The organism is Streptomyces spongiicola (genome assembly GCF_003122365.1).
Taxonomy (GTDB): Bacteria; Actinomycetota; Actinomycetes; order Streptomycetales; family Streptomycetaceae; genus Streptomyces; species Streptomyces spongiicola.
The window spans coordinates 7,131,238-7,147,791 of record NZ_CP029254.1 but is presented as its reverse complement, the minus strand read 5'-3'; the positions used below and the strand labels follow the sequence as shown (position 1 = coordinate 7,147,791).

Here is a 16,554-nt window from a genome sequence, read left to right as displayed (position 1 = left end):
CCGTGCCGTTGCGGATGGTGGACATGCCGATCAGCCGCATGCAGTGGTGGATGCGGCCGGGCCCCAGCCGTGCCTGGGCGATGGCGAAGCCGCCGCCCTCCTCGCCGACCAGGTTCGACACCGGCACCCGGACGTCGTCGAACACGACCTCGGCGTGGCCGCCGTGGGAGTGGTCCTCGAAGCCGTACACCCGCATCGCCCGGCGCACCTCGACACCCGGGGTGTCGCGCGGGACGAGGAGCATCGACTGCTGGCGCCGGATGTCCGCGCCCTCCGGATCGGTCTTGCCCATCACGATGCCCCGCCGCGGCCCCGGGGCCCGAGCAGGCCGCACCGGCCGACCGGCCGGGTCCCGCCGCGGCCACCACCGCTCCCGCCGGCGCCGCCGCCGAGCCCTCGGACGAGGGCGGCACCGACGTACTCGATGTGCTGCGCACCCTCGTCGCGGAACGCGCGGAACTTCCGGCCGATCTCGTCGACCCCGACAGCCGGCTCCTGGACGACCTCCACATGAGTTCGATCACCGTCGGCCAGATCGTCAACCAGGCGGCGTCCCGCCTCGGGATCGCCGCGGCCCAGGTGCCGACCAACTTCGCCACCGCCACCCTGGCCCAGCTGGCCGAGGCGCTGGAGACCCTCATCAGCACCGGCGGTGACGGGCAGGAGCCCACCGCCGGCCCCGCGATCGCGGGTGCGGCCGCCTGGGCGCGGCCCTTCGCCGTGGACCTCGACGAGCTGGCCCGGCCGCCCGCCGCGGCCGACGGAACCGACGGCGCATGGGAGCTGTTCGCCCCGGAGGGGCACCCGTTCGCCGAGCGCCTCAGGCAGGCTCTGGCGACGTCCCGGCTGGGCTCGGGCGTCCTGGCCGTCCTGCCCAGGGGCTGCTCCGCACAGGAGGTCGACCGGGTACTCGACGCCGCGAAGAACGCACTCGCCGGCGGCCGCGAGCGGCGCTTCGTCCTGGTGCAGGACGGCCGCGGTGCCGCGGGTCTGGCCAAGACCCTGCACCTGGAGGCACCGCATCTGCGCACCACCATCGTCCACACTCCGGTGACACGGGACGCGGTGGAGCGGGTCGTGGCCGAGGTGGCGGCGACCGGCCGGTTCACCGAGGTCCACTACGACGAGGCCGACGTGCGTCGGGTACCGACGCTGCGGGCCCTGCCGGTGGAGCCGCTGCGCACCGACTCGCCCCTGGACGCCACCGACGTCCTGCTGGTGACCGGCGGCGGCAAGGGCATCTCCGCGGAGTGCGCCCTGGCCATCGCCCTGGACACGGGGGCGAAGCTGGCCGTGCTCGGCCGCTCCGACCCTGCGCAGGACCGCGAACTCGCCGAGAACCTGGGCCGGATGCGCGACAGCGGCGTCACCGTGCACTACGCGCGCGCCGACGTCACCGAGCCGGAGCAGGTCACGGCGGCCGTCGCCGAACTGGAGGGCGAACTCGGCAGGATCACCGGTCTGCTGCACGGCGCGGGCCGCAACGAGCCCGCCCCGCTGACCCAGCTCGGCGCCGAGGACTTCCGGCGGACCTTCGCCCCCAAGGTCGACGGGCTGCGTACGGTTCTGGAGGCGGTGGGAGCCGGCAGTCTGAAGCTGCTCGTCGCCTTCGGCAGCATCATCGGCCGGGCGGGCCTGCGCGGCGAGGCGCACTACGCCACCGCCAACGAGTGGCTGGCGGATCTCACCGAGGACGTCGCCCGCAACCACCCGCAGGTCCGCGCCCGGTGCATGGAGTGGTCGGTGTGGTCCGGCGTCGGCATGGGCGAGAAGCTCTCCGTCGTCGAATCGCTGTCCCGCGAGGGCATCACCCCCGTCTCCCCGGACCAGGGCGTGAAGATCCTGCTGCGCCTGATCTCGGACCCGGACGCGCCCGTCGTCACGGTCATCAGCGGCCGTACGGAGGGCATCGGCACCGTCCGCCGCGACCTGCCCGCGCTGCCGATGCTGCGCTTCACCGGCACCCCGCTGGTCCGGTACCACGGCGTCGAGCTGGTCACCGAGGTCGAACTGAACGCCGGCAGCGACCCCTACCTGGCCGACCACCTGCTCGACGGCAACCTGCTGCTGCCCGCCGTGATCGGCATGGAGGCCATGGCCCAGGTCGCGTCCGCGGTCACCGGCCGCACCTCGGCCCCGGTCATCGAGGGCGCCAGGTTCCTGCGGCCCATCGTGGTGCCGCCGAACGGCAGTACCCGGATCCGGATCGCGGCGACCGTCACCGGCGCGGACACCGTCGATGTCGCCATCCACGCCGAGGACACCGGGTTCGTCGCCGAACACTTCCGGGCGCGGCTGGTCTACACCGAGGCCCCGGCACCGGACGGTCCGCCGCTCCAGGTGCCCGAGGACACCCCGGTCGTCCCCCTGGATCCGGCCGCCGACCTGTACGGCAGCATCCTGTTCCAGGGCGCCCGTTTCCAGCGGCTGCGCCGCTTCCACCGGGCCGCCGCCCGGCACGTCGACGCCGAAGTCGCCGTCCAGCGGCACCCCGAGGGCTGGTTCGCCGGCTTCCTGCCCGGAGAGCTGCTCCTGGCCGATCCCGGCATGCGCGACTCGCTCATGCACGGCAACCAGGTGTGCGTACCCGACGCGACGCTGCTGCCCTCGGGCGTGGAGCGGATCCATCCGCTGGGCTCCGGGGACCGCGTTCCCGACCAGCTGCGGTACACCGCGGTCGAGCGCAGCCGGGACGGCGACACCTACGTGTACGACATCGCGGTGCGCGACGGGAACGGCACCGTCGTCGAACGCTGGGACGGCCTGACCCTCCACGCCGTACGGAAGAACGACGGGTCCGGCCCCTGGGTCGCGCCGCTCCTCGGCCCCTACCTCGAGCGCTCGCTGGAGGACGTCCTCGGCGGTCGTATCGCGGTCGCCGTCGAACCGCACGGTGACGCCCCCGCAGAGTCGGTCGCTCAGCGCCGGGGCTTCACCTCCGACGCGGCCTCCAGGGCGCTCGGCACCCCGGTCGCGGTCCGGCACCGTCCCGACGGCCGACCGGAGCTGGAGGCGGGCACGCACATGTCGATGTCGGCCGCACACGGCCTGGGGGTCACCCTCAGCGCGGTCTCCGACACCGAGGTGTCCTGCGACATCGAGGCCGTCAGCATGCGCACGGCCGCAGAGTGGAAGGGCCTGATCGGCGACCACGCGGCCGTCGCGGAACTCGTCGCCAGGGAGACGGGCGAGGCGCCCGACACCGCCGCTACCCGGGTGTGGAGCGCCGTGGAGTGCCTGGCCAAGGCCGGGATCATGGCGGGAGCGCCGCTGACGGTGCTGCCGCGCCGCAAGGACGCCTGGGTGGTGTTCGCCGTCGGCGAGCTGCGGATCGCGACCTTCGTCACCGCCCTGCGCGACGCCCTCGAGCCCGCGGTCTTCGCCTTTCTCACGCACGCATCGGATCTCACCGAAGGGCGGTCCTAGACCATGGCGGAAGACTACTTCGAGTACCGGCACACGGTGGGTTTCGAGGAGACCAACCTCGTCGGGAACGTGTACTACGTGAACTACCTGCGCTGGCAGGGCCGGTGCCGGGAGCTGTTCCTGCACCAGAAGGCACCGGACGTGCTCGCCGAGGTGCAGGACGACCTGAAGCTGTTCACGCTGAAGGTGGACTGCGAGTTCTTCGCCGAGATCACCGCCTTCGACGAGCTGTCCATCCGGATGCGGCTGTCCGAACTCGGCCAGACCCAACTGGAGTTCACCTTCGACTACGTCAAGGTGACCGGCGGGGCGGAGGTGCTGATCGCCCGCGGCCGGCAGCGGATCGCGTGCATGCGCGGCCCGAACACCAACACCGTGCCCTCCCGTATTCCCGAGGGCCTGGCGCGCGCCCTGGAGCCGTACGCCGTCCAGGGCCGGGTTCTGACGGGGCAGGTGGCATGAGCACCCTGACCGCCGCAGCGCCGGGGGCCGCCGTCGTCGGCGACCCCGCGAGGCTGCGGCGGGCACTGGGGGCCTTCGCCACCGGCGTGACCGTCGTGACGGTCGGCGGAGCCTCACCGCGGGGCATGACCGCCAACTCCTTCACATCGGTGTCGCTGGATCCGGCCCTCGTGCTGGTGTGCGTGGGAAACGACGCGGTCATGAACCGCGCCCTCGCCGAGTCCGACACCTTCGCGGTGTCGGTCCTCGGCGCCGGTCAGGAGGATGTGGCCCGGCACTTCGCCGACCGGTCCCGGCCCATGGGCGCCGAGCAGTTCGAAGCGGTCGACTGGCTGCCCGGCCGGGCGACCGACGCCCCGCTGATAGCGGGGGCGGCGGCCCACTTCGAGTGCGTGCGATGGGGTGCGTACGACGGTGGCGACCACACCATCCGTCTCGGGCGGGTGACCACCCTGGACGATCTGCCGGACCGCGACCCGCTGGTGTTCCACCGCGGCCGCTTCCGGCAGCTCGCCGCCCAGGCGCAGGGAGGCGCGGCATGAGCGTCCATCCGCCGGGCCCGCCCGTGCGGGCCCTGCCCGGTCTGCTGCGGAAGCTGGCGGTCGACCGGCTCGGCATGATGCGGGACGCGGCGGCGCTCTCCGACGCCGTACGCGTCTCCATGGGCCCGAAGAAGATGTACATCCTCAACCGGCCCGACTACGCCAAGCACGTGCTGGCGGACAACGCCGCCAACTACCACAAGGGCATCGGCCTCGTGGAGTCCCGCAAGGTACTCGGCGACGGTCTGCTCACCAGCGAGGGCGAGCTGTGGCGCGCCCAGCGGCGCAATGTGCAGCCCGCGTTCAAGCCCGGCCGGATCGCCGCCCAGGCCGGGGCCGTGGCGGAGGAGTCCGCGCGGCTGGTGGAACTGCTGCGCGCCCGCGCCGGCGCGGGACCCGTGGACGTGCTCGGCGAGGTCACCGGTCTGACCCTCGGGGTGCTGGGCCGGACCCTGATGGACACGGCCCTCGACCGGTACGACGGCATCGCCCACGCCTTCGAGGCCGTACAGGACCAGGCGATGTTCGACATGGTCACGCAGGGCCTGGTGCCGACCTGGGTGCCGCTGGGGACCCAACGGCGGTTCCGCAGGGCCCGCCGGGAACTGGCCAGGACCGTCACCGGACTCGTCGCCGATCGCAGCGCCCGCATGTCCGAGGGCGACGGCGCCGACGACGCGTTCGCCCGGATGATCCTCGCGGCACGGGAGCACGGTGATCCGGCAGTCGGCCGCCGGCTCCTCCGGGAGGAACTGGTCACGCTGCTGCTCGCCGGCCACGAGACGACGGCGAGCACGCTCGGCTGGACCCTGCTGCTGCTCGCCCGCCACCCGCACATCCGCGGTCTGGTCCGTGAGGAGACCCGCTCGGTGCTGGCCGGCGGCCGCGTGCCGGAGGCGGAGGACCTGCACAAGCTCACCTACACGACCCAGGCCGTGCAGGAGGCCATGCGGCTGTATCCGCCGGTGTGGATCCTGCCGCGGGTCGCCCAGAGCGACGACGAGGTCGGCGGGTTCACGGTGCCGGCCGGCGCCGACGTGCTGATATCCCCGTACACGCTGCACCGCCATCCGGACCTGTGGGAGGAGCCGGAACGGTACGACCCGGGCCGCTTCGACCCGTCACGGGTCGCGAGCCGCCCGCGGTACGCCTACATCCCCTTCGGTGCGGGACCGCGGTTCTGCGTGGGCAGCAACCTCGGCATGATGGAAGCGGTGTTCGTCACGGCGCTGGTCACCCGGGATCTCGACCTGGCCGTGGTGCCAGGGCACGAGGCGGTCGCCGAGCCGATGATGTCCCTGCGGATGCGCGGGGGGCTGCCGATGACGGTCCGTCCGGCGGAGTGAGCGCGCCGGGACGTACGAGGAGGGAAGAGGGCCGGCCGCGGTGGAGGCACCGCGGCCGGCCCCCTTCGTGGCTTCGCGGGTGTCCGGGCGCGGTCCCGGTCTGGTGCCCGGAGGTCAGGCGGCGTGGCTCTCGCGGGCGTTGGCCCGCAGGTCGAGCAGGGCCATCAGGACCGGCGGGTCCATGGGCTCCACCGGGCGGAGCGTGATCTCGACGGGCAGCAGCAGGGTGTCGGGGTGCGCGGTGACCGGCCCGTAGCGGCCGACGGACACGACGTCCTCGTCACCGGTTCCCGACGCCAGGTGCTCGTAGCCGTACGGGACCGAGTGGACGAGCACGTACCAGGTGCCGGAAGGGACGTCGCGCAGCTCGAAGGAGCCCGGGCCGTCCAGGACGGCGCAGCGCACGGGCTGCCCCTGGGGGACAGGCGCCGGGAAGAGGCCGAGGAAGCAGTTGCCCGGGGCGCGGTCTTCGGGAAGGGCGATGCGGCCGCGCAGGATGTTGCTCGTGGAGATGTCGTCTCCGGCCGGGTCGGTCTCGATGGCGGGTGTGAATCCGCCGAGTTCGCGGAACATGCTCGGGGAAACTCCGACGCACGCTTTGAAGCGCGAGCTGAAAGTGCCCACACTGCTGTATCCGACCTGGCTGCTGATGTCGGCGACGCTGAATCCGGTGTCGACGAGGAGGCGTTTCGCCTCCTGGAGCCGGAGAGCGGACAGAAAGCGTCCGGGAGACGTACCGGTCACGTCTCGAAATGCCCGGGTGAAATGGAATTTGCTGAACATGGCGGTGCGGGCCATGTCGTCAATCGTCAGATCCTGACCGAGATTTGTGTGCATGTCCTGGATCACATTGCGGACGGCACGCTCGATGGCGGTGGAGGTCACCGTTTCTCCCTGTCGTTGAGTTGACGATGTCCGGCCTCGTCAGTGCCGGGATTCCGAGGCGGGCCGTGCGGTGGGGGCGGGCGCGATGTCGGTCAGGCGCCTGCTGCTCAGGTCCTCGGCGAACCTGCGCCAGGTCTGCGCGCACTGAAGGGCGAGTTCGGCGACCGTGGCCGTGCAGTGCGGGGGCACGGCGTCGAGCTGCTGCCGCCAGGAGTCGTCCACCAGGAAGTGTGTGTGGAGCCAGCGCAGGAAGTGCCGGCCGGTTTCGGAGTGGCGCAGCGACGGGTCCCCGGCGAGGTTGCGCAGCGTCTCCAGCGAGGTCCGGGTCCGTCCGGAGCTTCCCGTGCTCCCGGCCGTCGGCTGCCGCACCGCCGGCCTCACGGGTCCGCCCGGGGCCTTCACCGAGGGAGGGGCGGGCCGGCCGGTGCCGGGCGGGGCGGTGGCGGTCGCGCGGGCGGGGACCGGCGCGGTACCGCGGCGCTGGTCGGGGACCGGCGACTCGCCGCGCCGCAGGCGCTGCCGCACGTCATGGGCGGTGCCGAGGGACAGCCCGGTCTCCTTGACGATCGCCCGCAGCGGCAGATCCGGCCGGCTGGCCATCAGCCGGGCGGCGTGCAGACGCTCGGTGGTGCGGTCGAGGGGATGCGCCTTGCCGTCGCTCCCTATACGGGTGTTCGACCGTCTCGCATCCTCGGTTGAACTGCGGCGCACGGTGGCGACCGTCTTCGCGTCGAGGCCGGTGTAGGCGGCCACGGTGCGGTCGGACAGGTCCGTGTGCGAGCGGAGGATGCGTGCGGCGGCGGCCTTGCGGTCGCCGACCGTCAGGGGGAGGCCGTGTGCCGTGTTCGCGGACACCGACCGGAGGAAGAGGTCCTCCTCGGGGCCGTCGAAGTAGTGCGCCTCCACGCTGTCCTGACCGACCAGCGCGGCGGCCGCCACCCGGTGCGAGCCGTCTATGACGCGCATCGTCGGACGGTGGACGAGGATCGGCGGAAGCGAGGCGTAGGCGTCGGCGAGTCGTCGTACATGGCTCTCGTCGACACCGTTCAACCGGGGCGAATCCGCCGGGAGAAGGGCCGCTATGCGGATCCGGTGAGTGAAGTTCGTGGGCAGTTTCAGACGCTTGTCCGTGCTCTCCATCTCCACCCCCCTGGGTCGGACAGGGCCGCCACTGCATTCCGCCTCGTATCCGCAGGAGGCCTGGGAACCACAGAACGCGACACGCACCCCAGAATATAACCGGTCGATCGTTTTTCTTTGGGGTCGGACGGGGGCGACGCTTCGACTTCGTCTGGTTGTGTGGTGCAACTTGCGTTCGGTGAACGCCGTATGTGTTGGTTGTTTGAAAGAACTCAGCAGTTCTACGTTCTCCTCGTCGCCAGCAGGAAGTCCCCGCCAACCGACTGGAGGATGAGTTGACTGCCGTGAGAAGGATCAGAAGGATCCCCGAGCGCAAGGTCGACATCGCAGAAGCTGCCACCTTCACCCTCGAGGCCTACGCGGACACCATCGTGCCGGGGGAGAAGCGCTGGCCCGGAGACCGGGCTGTCGCCGGAGTCAGCACCGGCGGCGGCGCGGTCGCCTGCGGAGCCCTCGACCTGCTCCGCTGGGACGCCACCGGCATCCACGACGGGCTCGAGGACCTGGCGAGCCGGGTCAACGACCACGCCAGGGCCTACGCCGAGAAGACCGGCCGCACGCTCGACGGGACCGTCCCGCCGTTCGTGTCCCTCGACTACGACGACCGCGTCCGGCTCATCGAGGAACTGACGACGCCGGGCCACCCGGAGAAGGACTTCTGGGTCCTGCTCTCCCTCTTCTGCAACATGGCCTTCGACTCCGCCGCCCATCTGCACACCGACGAGTCCATCGAGAACGGCCACCCGGGCCTGGCGGCCATGGGCATCACCGTTCCGGACACCGACGGGCTGTGGCGCTTCCGGGACTTCGGCTACGGCCGCCGGCTCGCCGACCTCCACCCCGACACCACCCCCTCCGGGAGCCCAGCATGAGCGACACGACCGAGAAGACCGACGTCCTGGTCATCGGCAGCGGGTTCGGCGGTGCGATCACCGCCTACCACCTGGCCGCCGGCGGCGCGAAGGTCACCGTCCTGGAGCGGGGGCCCTGGCTGAAGAACGACGAGTTCGAGCACGACTACAAGCTCGGCTCCTCCTACACCCGGATCTTCGACTTCGTCGTCGGCGACGGCATGAGCGTGCTGGGCGGCAACTGCGTCGGCGGCGGCAGCGTCGTCTACTTCGCGGCCATGCCGCGGGCCCCCAGGTTCGTCTTCGACCGGCACGGCGGCATCGGTCGCCGGATGTGGCCGAAGTCCGTCAGCCGCGAGACCCTCGACCCGTGGTACGACCGGATCGAGGAGTCCCTCTCGGTCAGCAAGCAGGACTGGAGCGACGCCTCCTACGCGGGCGGCCTGTGGGCCGCCGCCTGCAACCACGCCGGGCGCACCGCCAACCCGCTCGCCGCGGCCATCGACAACTCCAAGTGCGTCAACTGCAACTTCATGATGGCGGGCTGCCGCTTCGAGGCGAAGCAGTCGCTGACCGTCAACTACCTGCCCGGCGCGCTCGCCCACGGCGCGGAGGTCCGCCCGCTGCACGAGGTGCAGTACCTGGAGCGGACTCCCGGGGGCGACTACCGCGTCCACTACAACATCGTCGACGACGAGGACTACCGCCTGCAGAGCGGCTCCGGCGTCATCGAGGCCAAGATCGTCGTGATGGCCGCCGGCGCCGCCGCCACCCCGGTCATCCTGCAGCGCAGCGAGACCCGCCTCGGCACGATGCCGCACGCGGTCGGCCGCTACTTCTCCGGCAACGGGGAACGCCTCAACACCGCCATCCTCAACGAGGACAAGGTCGCCGAGATCCTCGGCCTGAGCCGCGGCGACGGGCAGCTGCCCTACGGCGCGAACGCGATCGGCAAGGGCCCGACCGTGGCGAGCTGGGACAAGCTCGACGGCTCCCTGCCCGAGTACTCCCGCTACTCCCTCGAGCAGCTCTACTTCCCGCCGGGCCTCGGCACCATCCTCGCCCAGGTGCCCGACGCCTCCGGCCCGACCTGGTTCGGCAAGGAGAAGAAGGAGATCCTCAAGCACTGGAAGTCCTGGTTGACGATCTTCTGCATGACCGAGGACGACAACGAGGGCGTCTTCGGCCCGCCGCCGGCCACCGGCAACTCCCACCGCATCTCCCAGCAGATGCTCGGCCGCGGCAACCTCTCCTACAAGCCGACCGAGAACACCTGGCACGGATGGAACCAGGCCGACGCCGATGTGAAGGAGATCCTGGAGAAGGACGGCCTCGCCAAGGTGATGCCGTGGACCAACGACCTCGTCGGCGCCTACACCGTGCACCCCCTGGCGTCCTGCCGCATGGGCGACGACCCGCACACCTCCGCCCTCGACGACACCAGCGAACTGCGCGGCCACTCCGGCATCTTCGTCACCGACGGATCCGCCGTGCCCGGCGCCCTCACCGTCAACCCGGCGATGACCATCGCCGCCCTCGCCGAGCGCGCCGTGCCGCACATCGTGGCCGCCGCCCGGGCCAAGGGCATCGCCGTCACCTATGGCGCCCCCGCCCCCACGGGCTACAAGAGCGGACGCGACGCCGTGCTGCCGCTGCTGCGGAAGAAGGAGCTGGCCGGCGTCTGATCGGCGAGTCGCGCCGAAGCACTCAGCGGCAACAGTGAGTTGCATCAAACAATCAACCTCGTACCCACCTCTCGGGAGTGATCAGGACATGGACACCCTCAACGACGTACTCAAGGCACTGGCCGCCGACATCGACGAGGTCGAGAGCCTCGTACGCGACATCGACGAGGCCGACTGGAGCAAGCCCACCCCGGCCCCCGGCTGGAGCGTCGCGGACCAGGTCGCCCATCTGACCTTCATCTTCCGGCTCGCCAAGACGGCCGCCGCCGACCCGGACACCTTCAGGGGAATCGCCGCCTCGGCCTCGCACAACTTCGACGGAGCCGTCAACGCCGCCCTCCAGCAGTTCAACTGCTTCCCGCCGAGCGAGCTGCTCGCCCGGTTCCGCAGCGAGGGCGACGCCTCGGTCGAGGCGCTGGCCGCCGTCCCGGAGAACTCGGTGGTGCCGTGGCTGGTCAACCCGCTGCCGCCGGCCGTCCTGGCCTCCGCCGGCATCATGGAGCTGTTCGGCCACGGACAGGACATCGCCGACGCCCTCGGGGTGCGCCGCGAACCCACCGAGCGCCTTCGCCACCTGGCCCGATTCGCGGTCCTGACCCGCGACTTCGGATATCTCTCCCGCGGTCTGACCCCGCCGGAGGAGCCGTTCCGCTTCGAGTTCACGACCCCCGCCGGCGAGGTTCTCGCCTTCGGCCCCGAGGACGCCGCACAGAAGATCACCGGCCCTGTCCACGACTTCTGCCTCCTGGTGACCCGGCGCCGCCACCGCGACGACCTCGCCCTGACCGCCGCCGGCGACGAGGCCGACCGCTGGCTCGACATCGCCCAGGCCTACCGCGGTCCCGCCGGAGAGGGCCGGACCCCCGGACAGTTCGCCGACCCGTGCTGCGACTGACCCGCCCTCCGCGCCGCCGCCGGGCCGCCCGGTGGACCCCCGTCTCCGCCCGGCGGCCCCGGCCGCCCGCGCAGAGCAGAAGCCCACCAGGAGACACCATGAGCCGCCCCCGACTGCGCAGCGTCACCGTGATCGGCTGCGGGCTGATCGGCACCTCCCTCGCTCTGCGCCTCAGCCGCTCCGGGATCGCCGTCTCCCTCGCCGACCCGGACCCCGCGGCGGTGGCGCTGGGCGCCGGCCGGGGGGCCGGCGCCCCGCTGGCGCCCGACGCCCCGCCCGCCGACCTCGTCGTCGTCGCCACCCCGCCGTCCGCCGTCGTGGACGTGCTCTACGAGGCCCAGGCCCGCGGGCTGGGCCGCGCCTACACCGATGTCGCCGCGGCCAAGGGGCTGATCTGGGAAGAGGCCGTGCTGCGCGGCTGCGACCTGCGCGGTTACGTTCCAGGACACCCGATGGCCGGACGGGGGCTGTCCGGCACGGCCGCCGCCGAGCCCGGCCTGTTCGCCGGCCGGCCATGGATCCTGTGCCCCGGCCCCTCCGTCCACCCCGAGGCCGCGGCCGCGGTCGAGGAACTCGTCTCCCTGTGCGGCGCGGTCGCGCACACGATGCCGCCCACGGCCCACGACGAGGCCGTCGCCACCGTCTCCCACACCCCGATGCTGGTGGCCGTCGCGCTCGCGGCCCAGCTCGCGGACGCCGCCCCCGACGTCCTCGCCCTCGCGGGCGGCGGTCTGCGCGACACCACGCGGATCGCCGCCTCTGACCCCGGCCTGTGGAGCGACATCCTCACCCACAACGCCCCCGCCGTGGCCGCCTCGGTGGAGCGCGTGGCCGCCGATCTCGTCCTGATGGCCTCGGCGTTGAGGGACGGCGGCGACACCTGCTCCGTCTCCGTCGGCGGACTGCTCCTCCAGGGCCACCGCGGGCGGGCCGCCCTGCTCGACGCCACAGGGTCCCGCAATCCAGGAGATGCCCGCTGCCGGACGCCGGTGTGAAGCTGCCAGCGCACCCGCCCCGGTGGGCGGCCCGACGGGAGAGGGAGAGCAGCGTATGAGCACCGATGTGGCGACGGCCGCCGAGACGGTGAGGAAGATCTGGACCGAGGTTCTCGGAGACGCACCCGGGGCCGGGTCCGGGGCCACCTTCTTCGAGTCCGGCGGTGAGTCCATCTCCGCCACCCGCCTGGTGATCCGTATCGAGGAGGAACTCGGCGCGGAGATCGAGGTCGGCGACATCTTCGAGGAGGACCCGACCCTCGAGTCCCTCGTCCGCCTCGTCGGGGCCCGTTCCGGCGGCACCAGGGTGACGCCGTGACGGACGGTCTTCGACGGGTCGCACCCGACAGCGGCCTCGAGGAGGCCGTGGAGATCCTCGAACGCGACGGAGCGCTGGTCGTCGAGGACCTCGCCGACGCCGGCACCCTCAAGGCGCTGTGGGACGACCTGGGCCCCGCCCTCGACGCCCGCGACTACAGCGGCGACTGGTACAACGGGACCCGCACCCGCCGGGTCTCCTCCGTCTTCGCCCGGACCGACCGGCTCACCCCGGTGGTGACGCACCCCCTGTTCCTGGGCGCCGCCCGCCGGATCATGCAACGGCCGGTCCACGTCTGGATCGGCCGGTCCCGTACCGCCCTCGTGCCGACCGTCCAGATCAGCGGCACCCAGGCCATCCAGATCCACCAGGGTCAGGGCAAACAGCCCCTGCACCGGGACGACGCGCTCCATCTGCGCCGCCACCCCGGGCCCACCAGCCGGGTGCAGCTGATGCTGGCCATGAGCGACTTCACCGCCGACAACGGCGGCACCCTGATGATCCCCGGAAGCCATCACTGGGACGACGAGCGCCCGCCGCGGGCCGAGGAGGCGGTCCCCACCGAGATGCGGGCCGGTTCGGGCCTGGTCTGGCTCGGCGGTGTCTACCACGGGGGCGGCGCCAACACCACCGACACCCCGCGTACGGGCCTGACCATCGCGCTCGACCTCGGCAACCTCCGCCAGGAGGAGAACCAGTACCTCGCGGTGCCCCGGGAGTCCGTCCTGGCCTACCCGGAGGAGGTGCGAAGGCTGCTCGGCTACGACCGCTGCCCGCCCGGCCTCGGCTGGTACGAGATGGACGACCCGTACGTCCTCCTGGCCGACGACGGCCCCGGGCCCCGCCCGGCACCCGTCCCGTAGCACCCCCCGGGAATGCCGGCCGGTACGCACCGGCCGGCTCCGCCACTCCACGGCCGGCACCGACGCCCGACCCGCCCGGCCCCCACCACCGAAAACGTCATCGCGGGAGAACCCATGTCGCTGCAATGCCCCGTCGCACACACCCTCGACACCACGGGCCGGGACATTCACTCCGAGGCCGCGGACCTGCGCGCCCGAGGACCGGCCGTGCGGGTGGAACTCCCCGGCGGCGTCCACGCCTGGTCCGTCAACGACTACGCGTCCGTGCGCAGGATCCTGACCGACCCGAAGGTCACCAAGAGCGCCCGCAACCACTGGCCGGACTTCATCGAGGGCCGGGTCCGCCCCGACTGGGAGATGATCAGCTGGGTCGCCATGGACAACATGGTCACCGCCTACGGCAAGGACCACGTCCGGCTGCGCCGGCTCGTCGGCAAGGCCTTCACACCCCGCCGCACCCAGGCCGTCCGCCCGCTCATCGAGCAGCTCACCAACGGGCTGCTCGACGCGCTGGAGGCCGCCGAGCCCGGTGAGGTCGTCGATCTGCGCGAGCGCTTCGCGTACCCGCTGCCGGCCATGCTCGTCGCCGAGCTGATCGGCATGTCCGAGGAGGCGCGCACCGCCACCGCCAAGGTCATCGACATGATGGTGGACACCACCGTCACCCCCGAGCAGGCCCAGGCGGTCCTGCTCAACTGGCGCGGCGCGATGGAGGAGCTGGTCGCCCACAAGCGCGCCGACCCCGGCGAGGACATCACCAGCGACCTGATCGCGGCCCGCGACGAGGACGGCTCCCGGCTGTCGGAGGCCGAGCTGTGCGACACCATCTTCGCCATCCTCGGCGCCGGCTCGGAGACCACCATCAACTTCTTCGACAACGCGATCACCGCCCTGCTCACCCACCCCGAGCAGCTCGAACTCGTCCGGTCCGGCCGCGCCTCGTGGGACGACGTGATCGACGAGACACTGCGCGTGGAGTCGCCGCTGGCCCACCTGCCGCTGCGGTACGCCGTCGAGGACATCGAACTGGACGGGGTGACGATCCCCAGGGGCGACCCGATCCTCGTCAACTACAGCGGCGTCGGCCGCGACCCGAAGCTGCACGGGGAGAGCGCCGGCGACTTCGACATCACCCGCGCCGACAAGGAGCACCTGTCGTTCGGCCACGGACCCCACTACTGCCTTGGTGCCGGCGTCGCCCGCCTGGTGGCCACCGTGGGCCTGTCCACCCTGTTCGAGCGCTTCCCCGAACTGTCCCTGGCGGTGCCTGCCGACGAGTTGCAGCCGCTGCCCACGTTCATCATGAACGGCCACCGCGCACTGCCCGTGCGCCTGACCGCCCCCGTTCCGGCCGGTGCGGGCACCCGCTGACCCCGGGCACGAGGAAGAGCGGCACCCCCCGCTTCCGGACCCGGGGGGTGCCGCTCCTGGTGTGTGCCGCGGCGGCGCCGGGTGGGTCGGACGCCGCCGCGGACGGATCAGGCGCTGTCGCGCGGGCTGTTCTGGTACGCGGCGAGCAGCCAGGCACCGTCCTGCTTGGCGGCCACCCAGGTGGCGCGTATGGCACGCTCGTCGGCGACGGCGGACTCGCCCGGGGCCAGGACACCGCCCTCGGTGATCACGAGGGCCACGTCCTCGCCGAGGAACTTCAGTGCCAGCGGCGCGCCCGTGACCCGCGTGCCCTTGAACGGGCTCTGGAAGGCAGCGGACATGAACGCCTCGATGTCCGAGCGCCCGCTGCGGTAGACGCCGGGCAGGATCATCGTGCCGTCGGCCGTGAAGACCCGGGCGAAGGCCGCCGCGTCGTGCGCGGCCCAGGCCTCGACGATACGGCCGGGCAGTGCGGCGACGGCCGCCTTGTCCGCGTCGGAGACGGCGGTGGCGGGCGCGGCCGGTGGTGCTGCGGTCATGCTGGTCCCCTTGCTGTGCGTTGGTCCGGTCGGGTCAGACGTAGAGCGTGTTGGGCTCGAGGCCGCACAGGACCCGCCCGTACAGCTCGGTGTTGGTGTCGGGGTGCATCAGGGCGTGCAGGCTGACGGCCTGGATGTCCCGGGCGATGCGCTGGATCGCCACGCCGCTGTAGACGGAGGAGCCGCCGCTCGCCGAGGCGAGGATGTCCACGGCCTCCTTGGCCAGCTGGATCACCGCGCCCATGTCGGCGCGGGCACGCGCCCGCTCCTCCAGGGTCCACGGCGTGTCCTGCGCGGACTTGGAGTCGACGAGGTCCGCGAGGCGGTGGGCGTGGAACTGGGCTTGATCGATCTTGAGTGTGGCGTTCGCGACCTGGTGGTGGGTGAGCGGGGCCTCGGCCTGGCTCGCGTAGTCCGTGTACGTGATCTTGCGCTCGGGCAGTCGCTCCAGGAAGGCATCCCTGGCGGCGCGCGCCATGCCCAGCACCGCGCCGACCGAGGACGCCGAGGCGACCGGCAGCAGCGGGGCGCGGTGGATCGCGGATCCGGCGTTCGCCTGCGAGGCGCCGCCCCGGCCCTGCATGACGACGCCCAGCGGCAGGACGCGGTCGGCCGGGACGAAGACGTCGTCGGCGACGGTGCTGACACTGCCCGTGCCTCTGAGGCCGGAGGTGTCCCAGTCGTCGGCGATCCGCAGGTCCGAGAGCGGTACGAGGGCCATGACCGGCATCGGCTCGCTGTCCGGCTCGATCCGGACGGCGACGACGACCTGCCAGTGTGCGTGCAGCGCACCGCTGATGAAGCCCCACTTGCCGTTGACGACGAGGCCGCCCTCGGCGGGGGAGGCCATCGCGCTCGGGCTCAGGGTGCCGCAGATCCGGACGTCGGGGGTGGAGAAGACCTCGTCCTGGACGTGGTCCGGGAACAGGCCGGCCATCCAGGTGGGGATCCAGTACACCGAGGCGGTCCAGCCGGTGGAGCCGTCGGCACGGCCGATCTCGGCCGCCACGTCGACGAGCGTGCGCGTGTCGGCCTCGTACCCGCCGAAACGGGCGGGCACCCGCATCCGGAAGACTCCGGCGTCTGCCAGGGCATCGATCGAATCGTCGTGAATACGCCGGTTCTGCTCCGACCAGGCTGCGTTCTCACGGAGCTGCGGCACGAGTTCGGACGCTCGACGAACAAGCTGTTCCCGCGTAGGAACATCGGTCGTCGTCAGCACCATATCCTCCAAA

Annotated in this window: 15 protein-coding genes and 1 pseudogene; 11 read left to right on the top strand and 5 right to left on the bottom strand. The window is 72.0% G+C overall.

The window, feature by feature from the left end; genetic code table 11:
• Positions 1 to 19: 19 nt before the first annotated feature.
• Positions 20 to 298 (bottom strand): annotated as a pseudogene (locus DDQ41_RS31005) (acyl-CoA dehydrogenase); the annotation flags it as partial.
• A 128-nt stretch (positions 299 to 426) separates the two neighbouring features.
• Between DDQ41_RS31005 and DDQ41_RS31000 the strand changes: the two are divergent.
• The 4 genes from DDQ41_RS31000 to DDQ41_RS30985 are packed head-to-tail and all read left to right on the top strand — an operon-like array spanning position 427 to position 5,776.
• Entirely contained in the window at positions 427 to 3,426 is a 3,000-nt protein-coding gene (locus DDQ41_RS31000) for an SDR family NAD(P)-dependent oxidoreductase (protein WP_449451401.1), read from the top strand.
• A 3-nt stretch (positions 3,427 to 3,429) separates the two neighbouring features.
• Positions 3,430 to 3,888, top strand: coding sequence for an acyl-CoA thioesterase (locus tag DDQ41_RS30995; RefSeq protein ID WP_109297437.1), 459 nt, complete (start codon positions 3,430 to 3,432; stop codon positions 3,886 to 3,888).
• Positions 3,885 to 4,430 carry a flavin reductase family protein gene (locus DDQ41_RS30990; RefSeq protein WP_109297436.1) on the top strand — a complete coding sequence of 182 codons (546 nt, stop codon included), beginning with the start codon at positions 3,885 to 3,887 and terminating at the stop codon, positions 4,428 to 4,430. Before DDQ41_RS30995 ends, DDQ41_RS30990 begins: the two co-directional genes overlap by 4 nt.
• The gene (locus DDQ41_RS30985) at positions 4,427 to 5,776 is read left to right on the top strand and encodes a cytochrome P450 (RefSeq protein WP_109297435.1); all 1,350 of its coding nucleotides are present in this window, start codon (positions 4,427 to 4,429) and stop codon (positions 5,774 to 5,776) included. The genes DDQ41_RS30990 and DDQ41_RS30985 overlap by 4 nt, the downstream gene beginning before the upstream one ends.
• Positions 5,777 to 5,890: 114 nt before the next feature.
• On the opposite strand, the gene DDQ41_RS30980 is transcribed toward DDQ41_RS30985, so the two are convergent.
• Both DDQ41_RS30980 and DDQ41_RS30975 read right to left on the bottom strand, forming a co-directional pair.
• Positions 5,891 to 6,661, bottom strand: coding sequence for a helix-turn-helix transcriptional regulator (locus DDQ41_RS30980; protein WP_109297434.1), 771 nt, complete (start codon positions 6,659 to 6,661; stop codon positions 5,891 to 5,893).
• Positions 6,662 to 6,700: 39 nt separating this feature from the next.
• Complete coding sequence (locus DDQ41_RS30975) at positions 6,701 to 7,801, bottom strand: ParB/RepB/Spo0J family partition protein (RefSeq protein WP_174720342.1); 1,101 nt, start codon at positions 7,799 to 7,801, stop codon at positions 6,701 to 6,703.
• Positions 7,802 to 8,094: 293 nt separating this feature from the next.
• Here DDQ41_RS30975 and DDQ41_RS30970 point away from each other — a divergent pair, with 293 nt between their 5' ends.
• The 7 genes from DDQ41_RS30970 to DDQ41_RS30940 all read left to right on the top strand — a co-directional run bounded on the left by DDQ41_RS30970 (position 8,095) and on the right by DDQ41_RS30940 (position 14,780).
• Positions 8,095 to 8,673 (top strand): DUF5987 family protein, encoded by a 579-nt coding sequence (locus DDQ41_RS30970; protein ID WP_109298038.1) that lies wholly within the window; start codon positions 8,095 to 8,097, stop codon positions 8,671 to 8,673.
• A complete protein-coding gene (locus tag DDQ41_RS30965; protein WP_109297433.1) occupies positions 8,670 to 10,337 on the top strand; it encodes an FAD-dependent oxidoreductase in 1,668 nt (555 codons plus the stop codon). The genes DDQ41_RS30970 and DDQ41_RS30965 overlap by 4 nt, the downstream gene beginning before the upstream one ends.
• An 88-nt stretch (positions 10,338 to 10,425) precedes the next feature.
• On the top strand, positions 10,426 to 11,232 hold the full coding sequence (locus DDQ41_RS30960) for a TIGR03084 family metal-binding protein (RefSeq protein ID WP_109297432.1): 807 nt from the start codon (positions 10,426 to 10,428) through the stop codon (positions 11,230 to 11,232).
• Positions 11,233 to 11,330: 98 nt separating this feature from the next.
• Positions 11,331 to 12,227: a prephenate dehydrogenase/arogenate dehydrogenase family protein gene (locus DDQ41_RS30955; protein ID WP_109297431.1), complete on the top strand. Its 897-nt coding sequence runs from the start codon at positions 11,331 to 11,333 to the stop codon at positions 12,225 to 12,227.
• A 55-nt stretch (positions 12,228 to 12,282) separates the two neighbouring features.
• Positions 12,283 to 12,546, top strand: coding sequence for an acyl carrier protein (locus DDQ41_RS30950; RefSeq protein WP_109297430.1), 264 nt, complete (start codon positions 12,283 to 12,285; stop codon positions 12,544 to 12,546).
• The gene (locus DDQ41_RS30945) at positions 12,543 to 13,409 is read left to right on the top strand and encodes a phytanoyl-CoA dioxygenase family protein (RefSeq protein WP_109297429.1); all 867 of its coding nucleotides are present in this window, start codon (positions 12,543 to 12,545) and stop codon (positions 13,407 to 13,409) included. Before DDQ41_RS30950 ends, DDQ41_RS30945 begins: the two co-directional genes overlap by 4 nt.
• A 114-nt stretch (positions 13,410 to 13,523) precedes the next feature.
• Positions 13,524 to 14,780, top strand: a complete 1,257-nt coding sequence (locus DDQ41_RS30940; protein ID WP_109297428.1) for a cytochrome P450 family protein — start codon at positions 13,524 to 13,526, stop codon at positions 14,778 to 14,780.
• A 107-nt stretch (positions 14,781 to 14,887) separates the two neighbouring features.
• Here the strand turns inward: DDQ41_RS30940 and DDQ41_RS30935 are convergent, their stop codons facing one another.
• Together DDQ41_RS30935 and DDQ41_RS30930 are read right to left on the bottom strand one after the other, a co-directional pair.
• A complete protein-coding gene (locus DDQ41_RS30935) occupies positions 14,888 to 15,319 on the bottom strand; it encodes an SgcJ/EcaC family oxidoreductase (protein ID WP_109297427.1) in 432 nt (143 codons plus the stop codon).
• 34 nt (positions 15,320 to 15,353) lie between these two features.
• The gene (locus DDQ41_RS30930) at positions 15,354 to 16,538 is read right to left on the bottom strand and encodes an acyl-CoA dehydrogenase family protein (RefSeq protein WP_109298037.1); all 1,185 of its coding nucleotides are present in this window, start codon (positions 16,536 to 16,538) and stop codon (positions 15,354 to 15,356) included.
• Positions 16,539 to 16,554 lie beyond the last annotated feature (16 nt).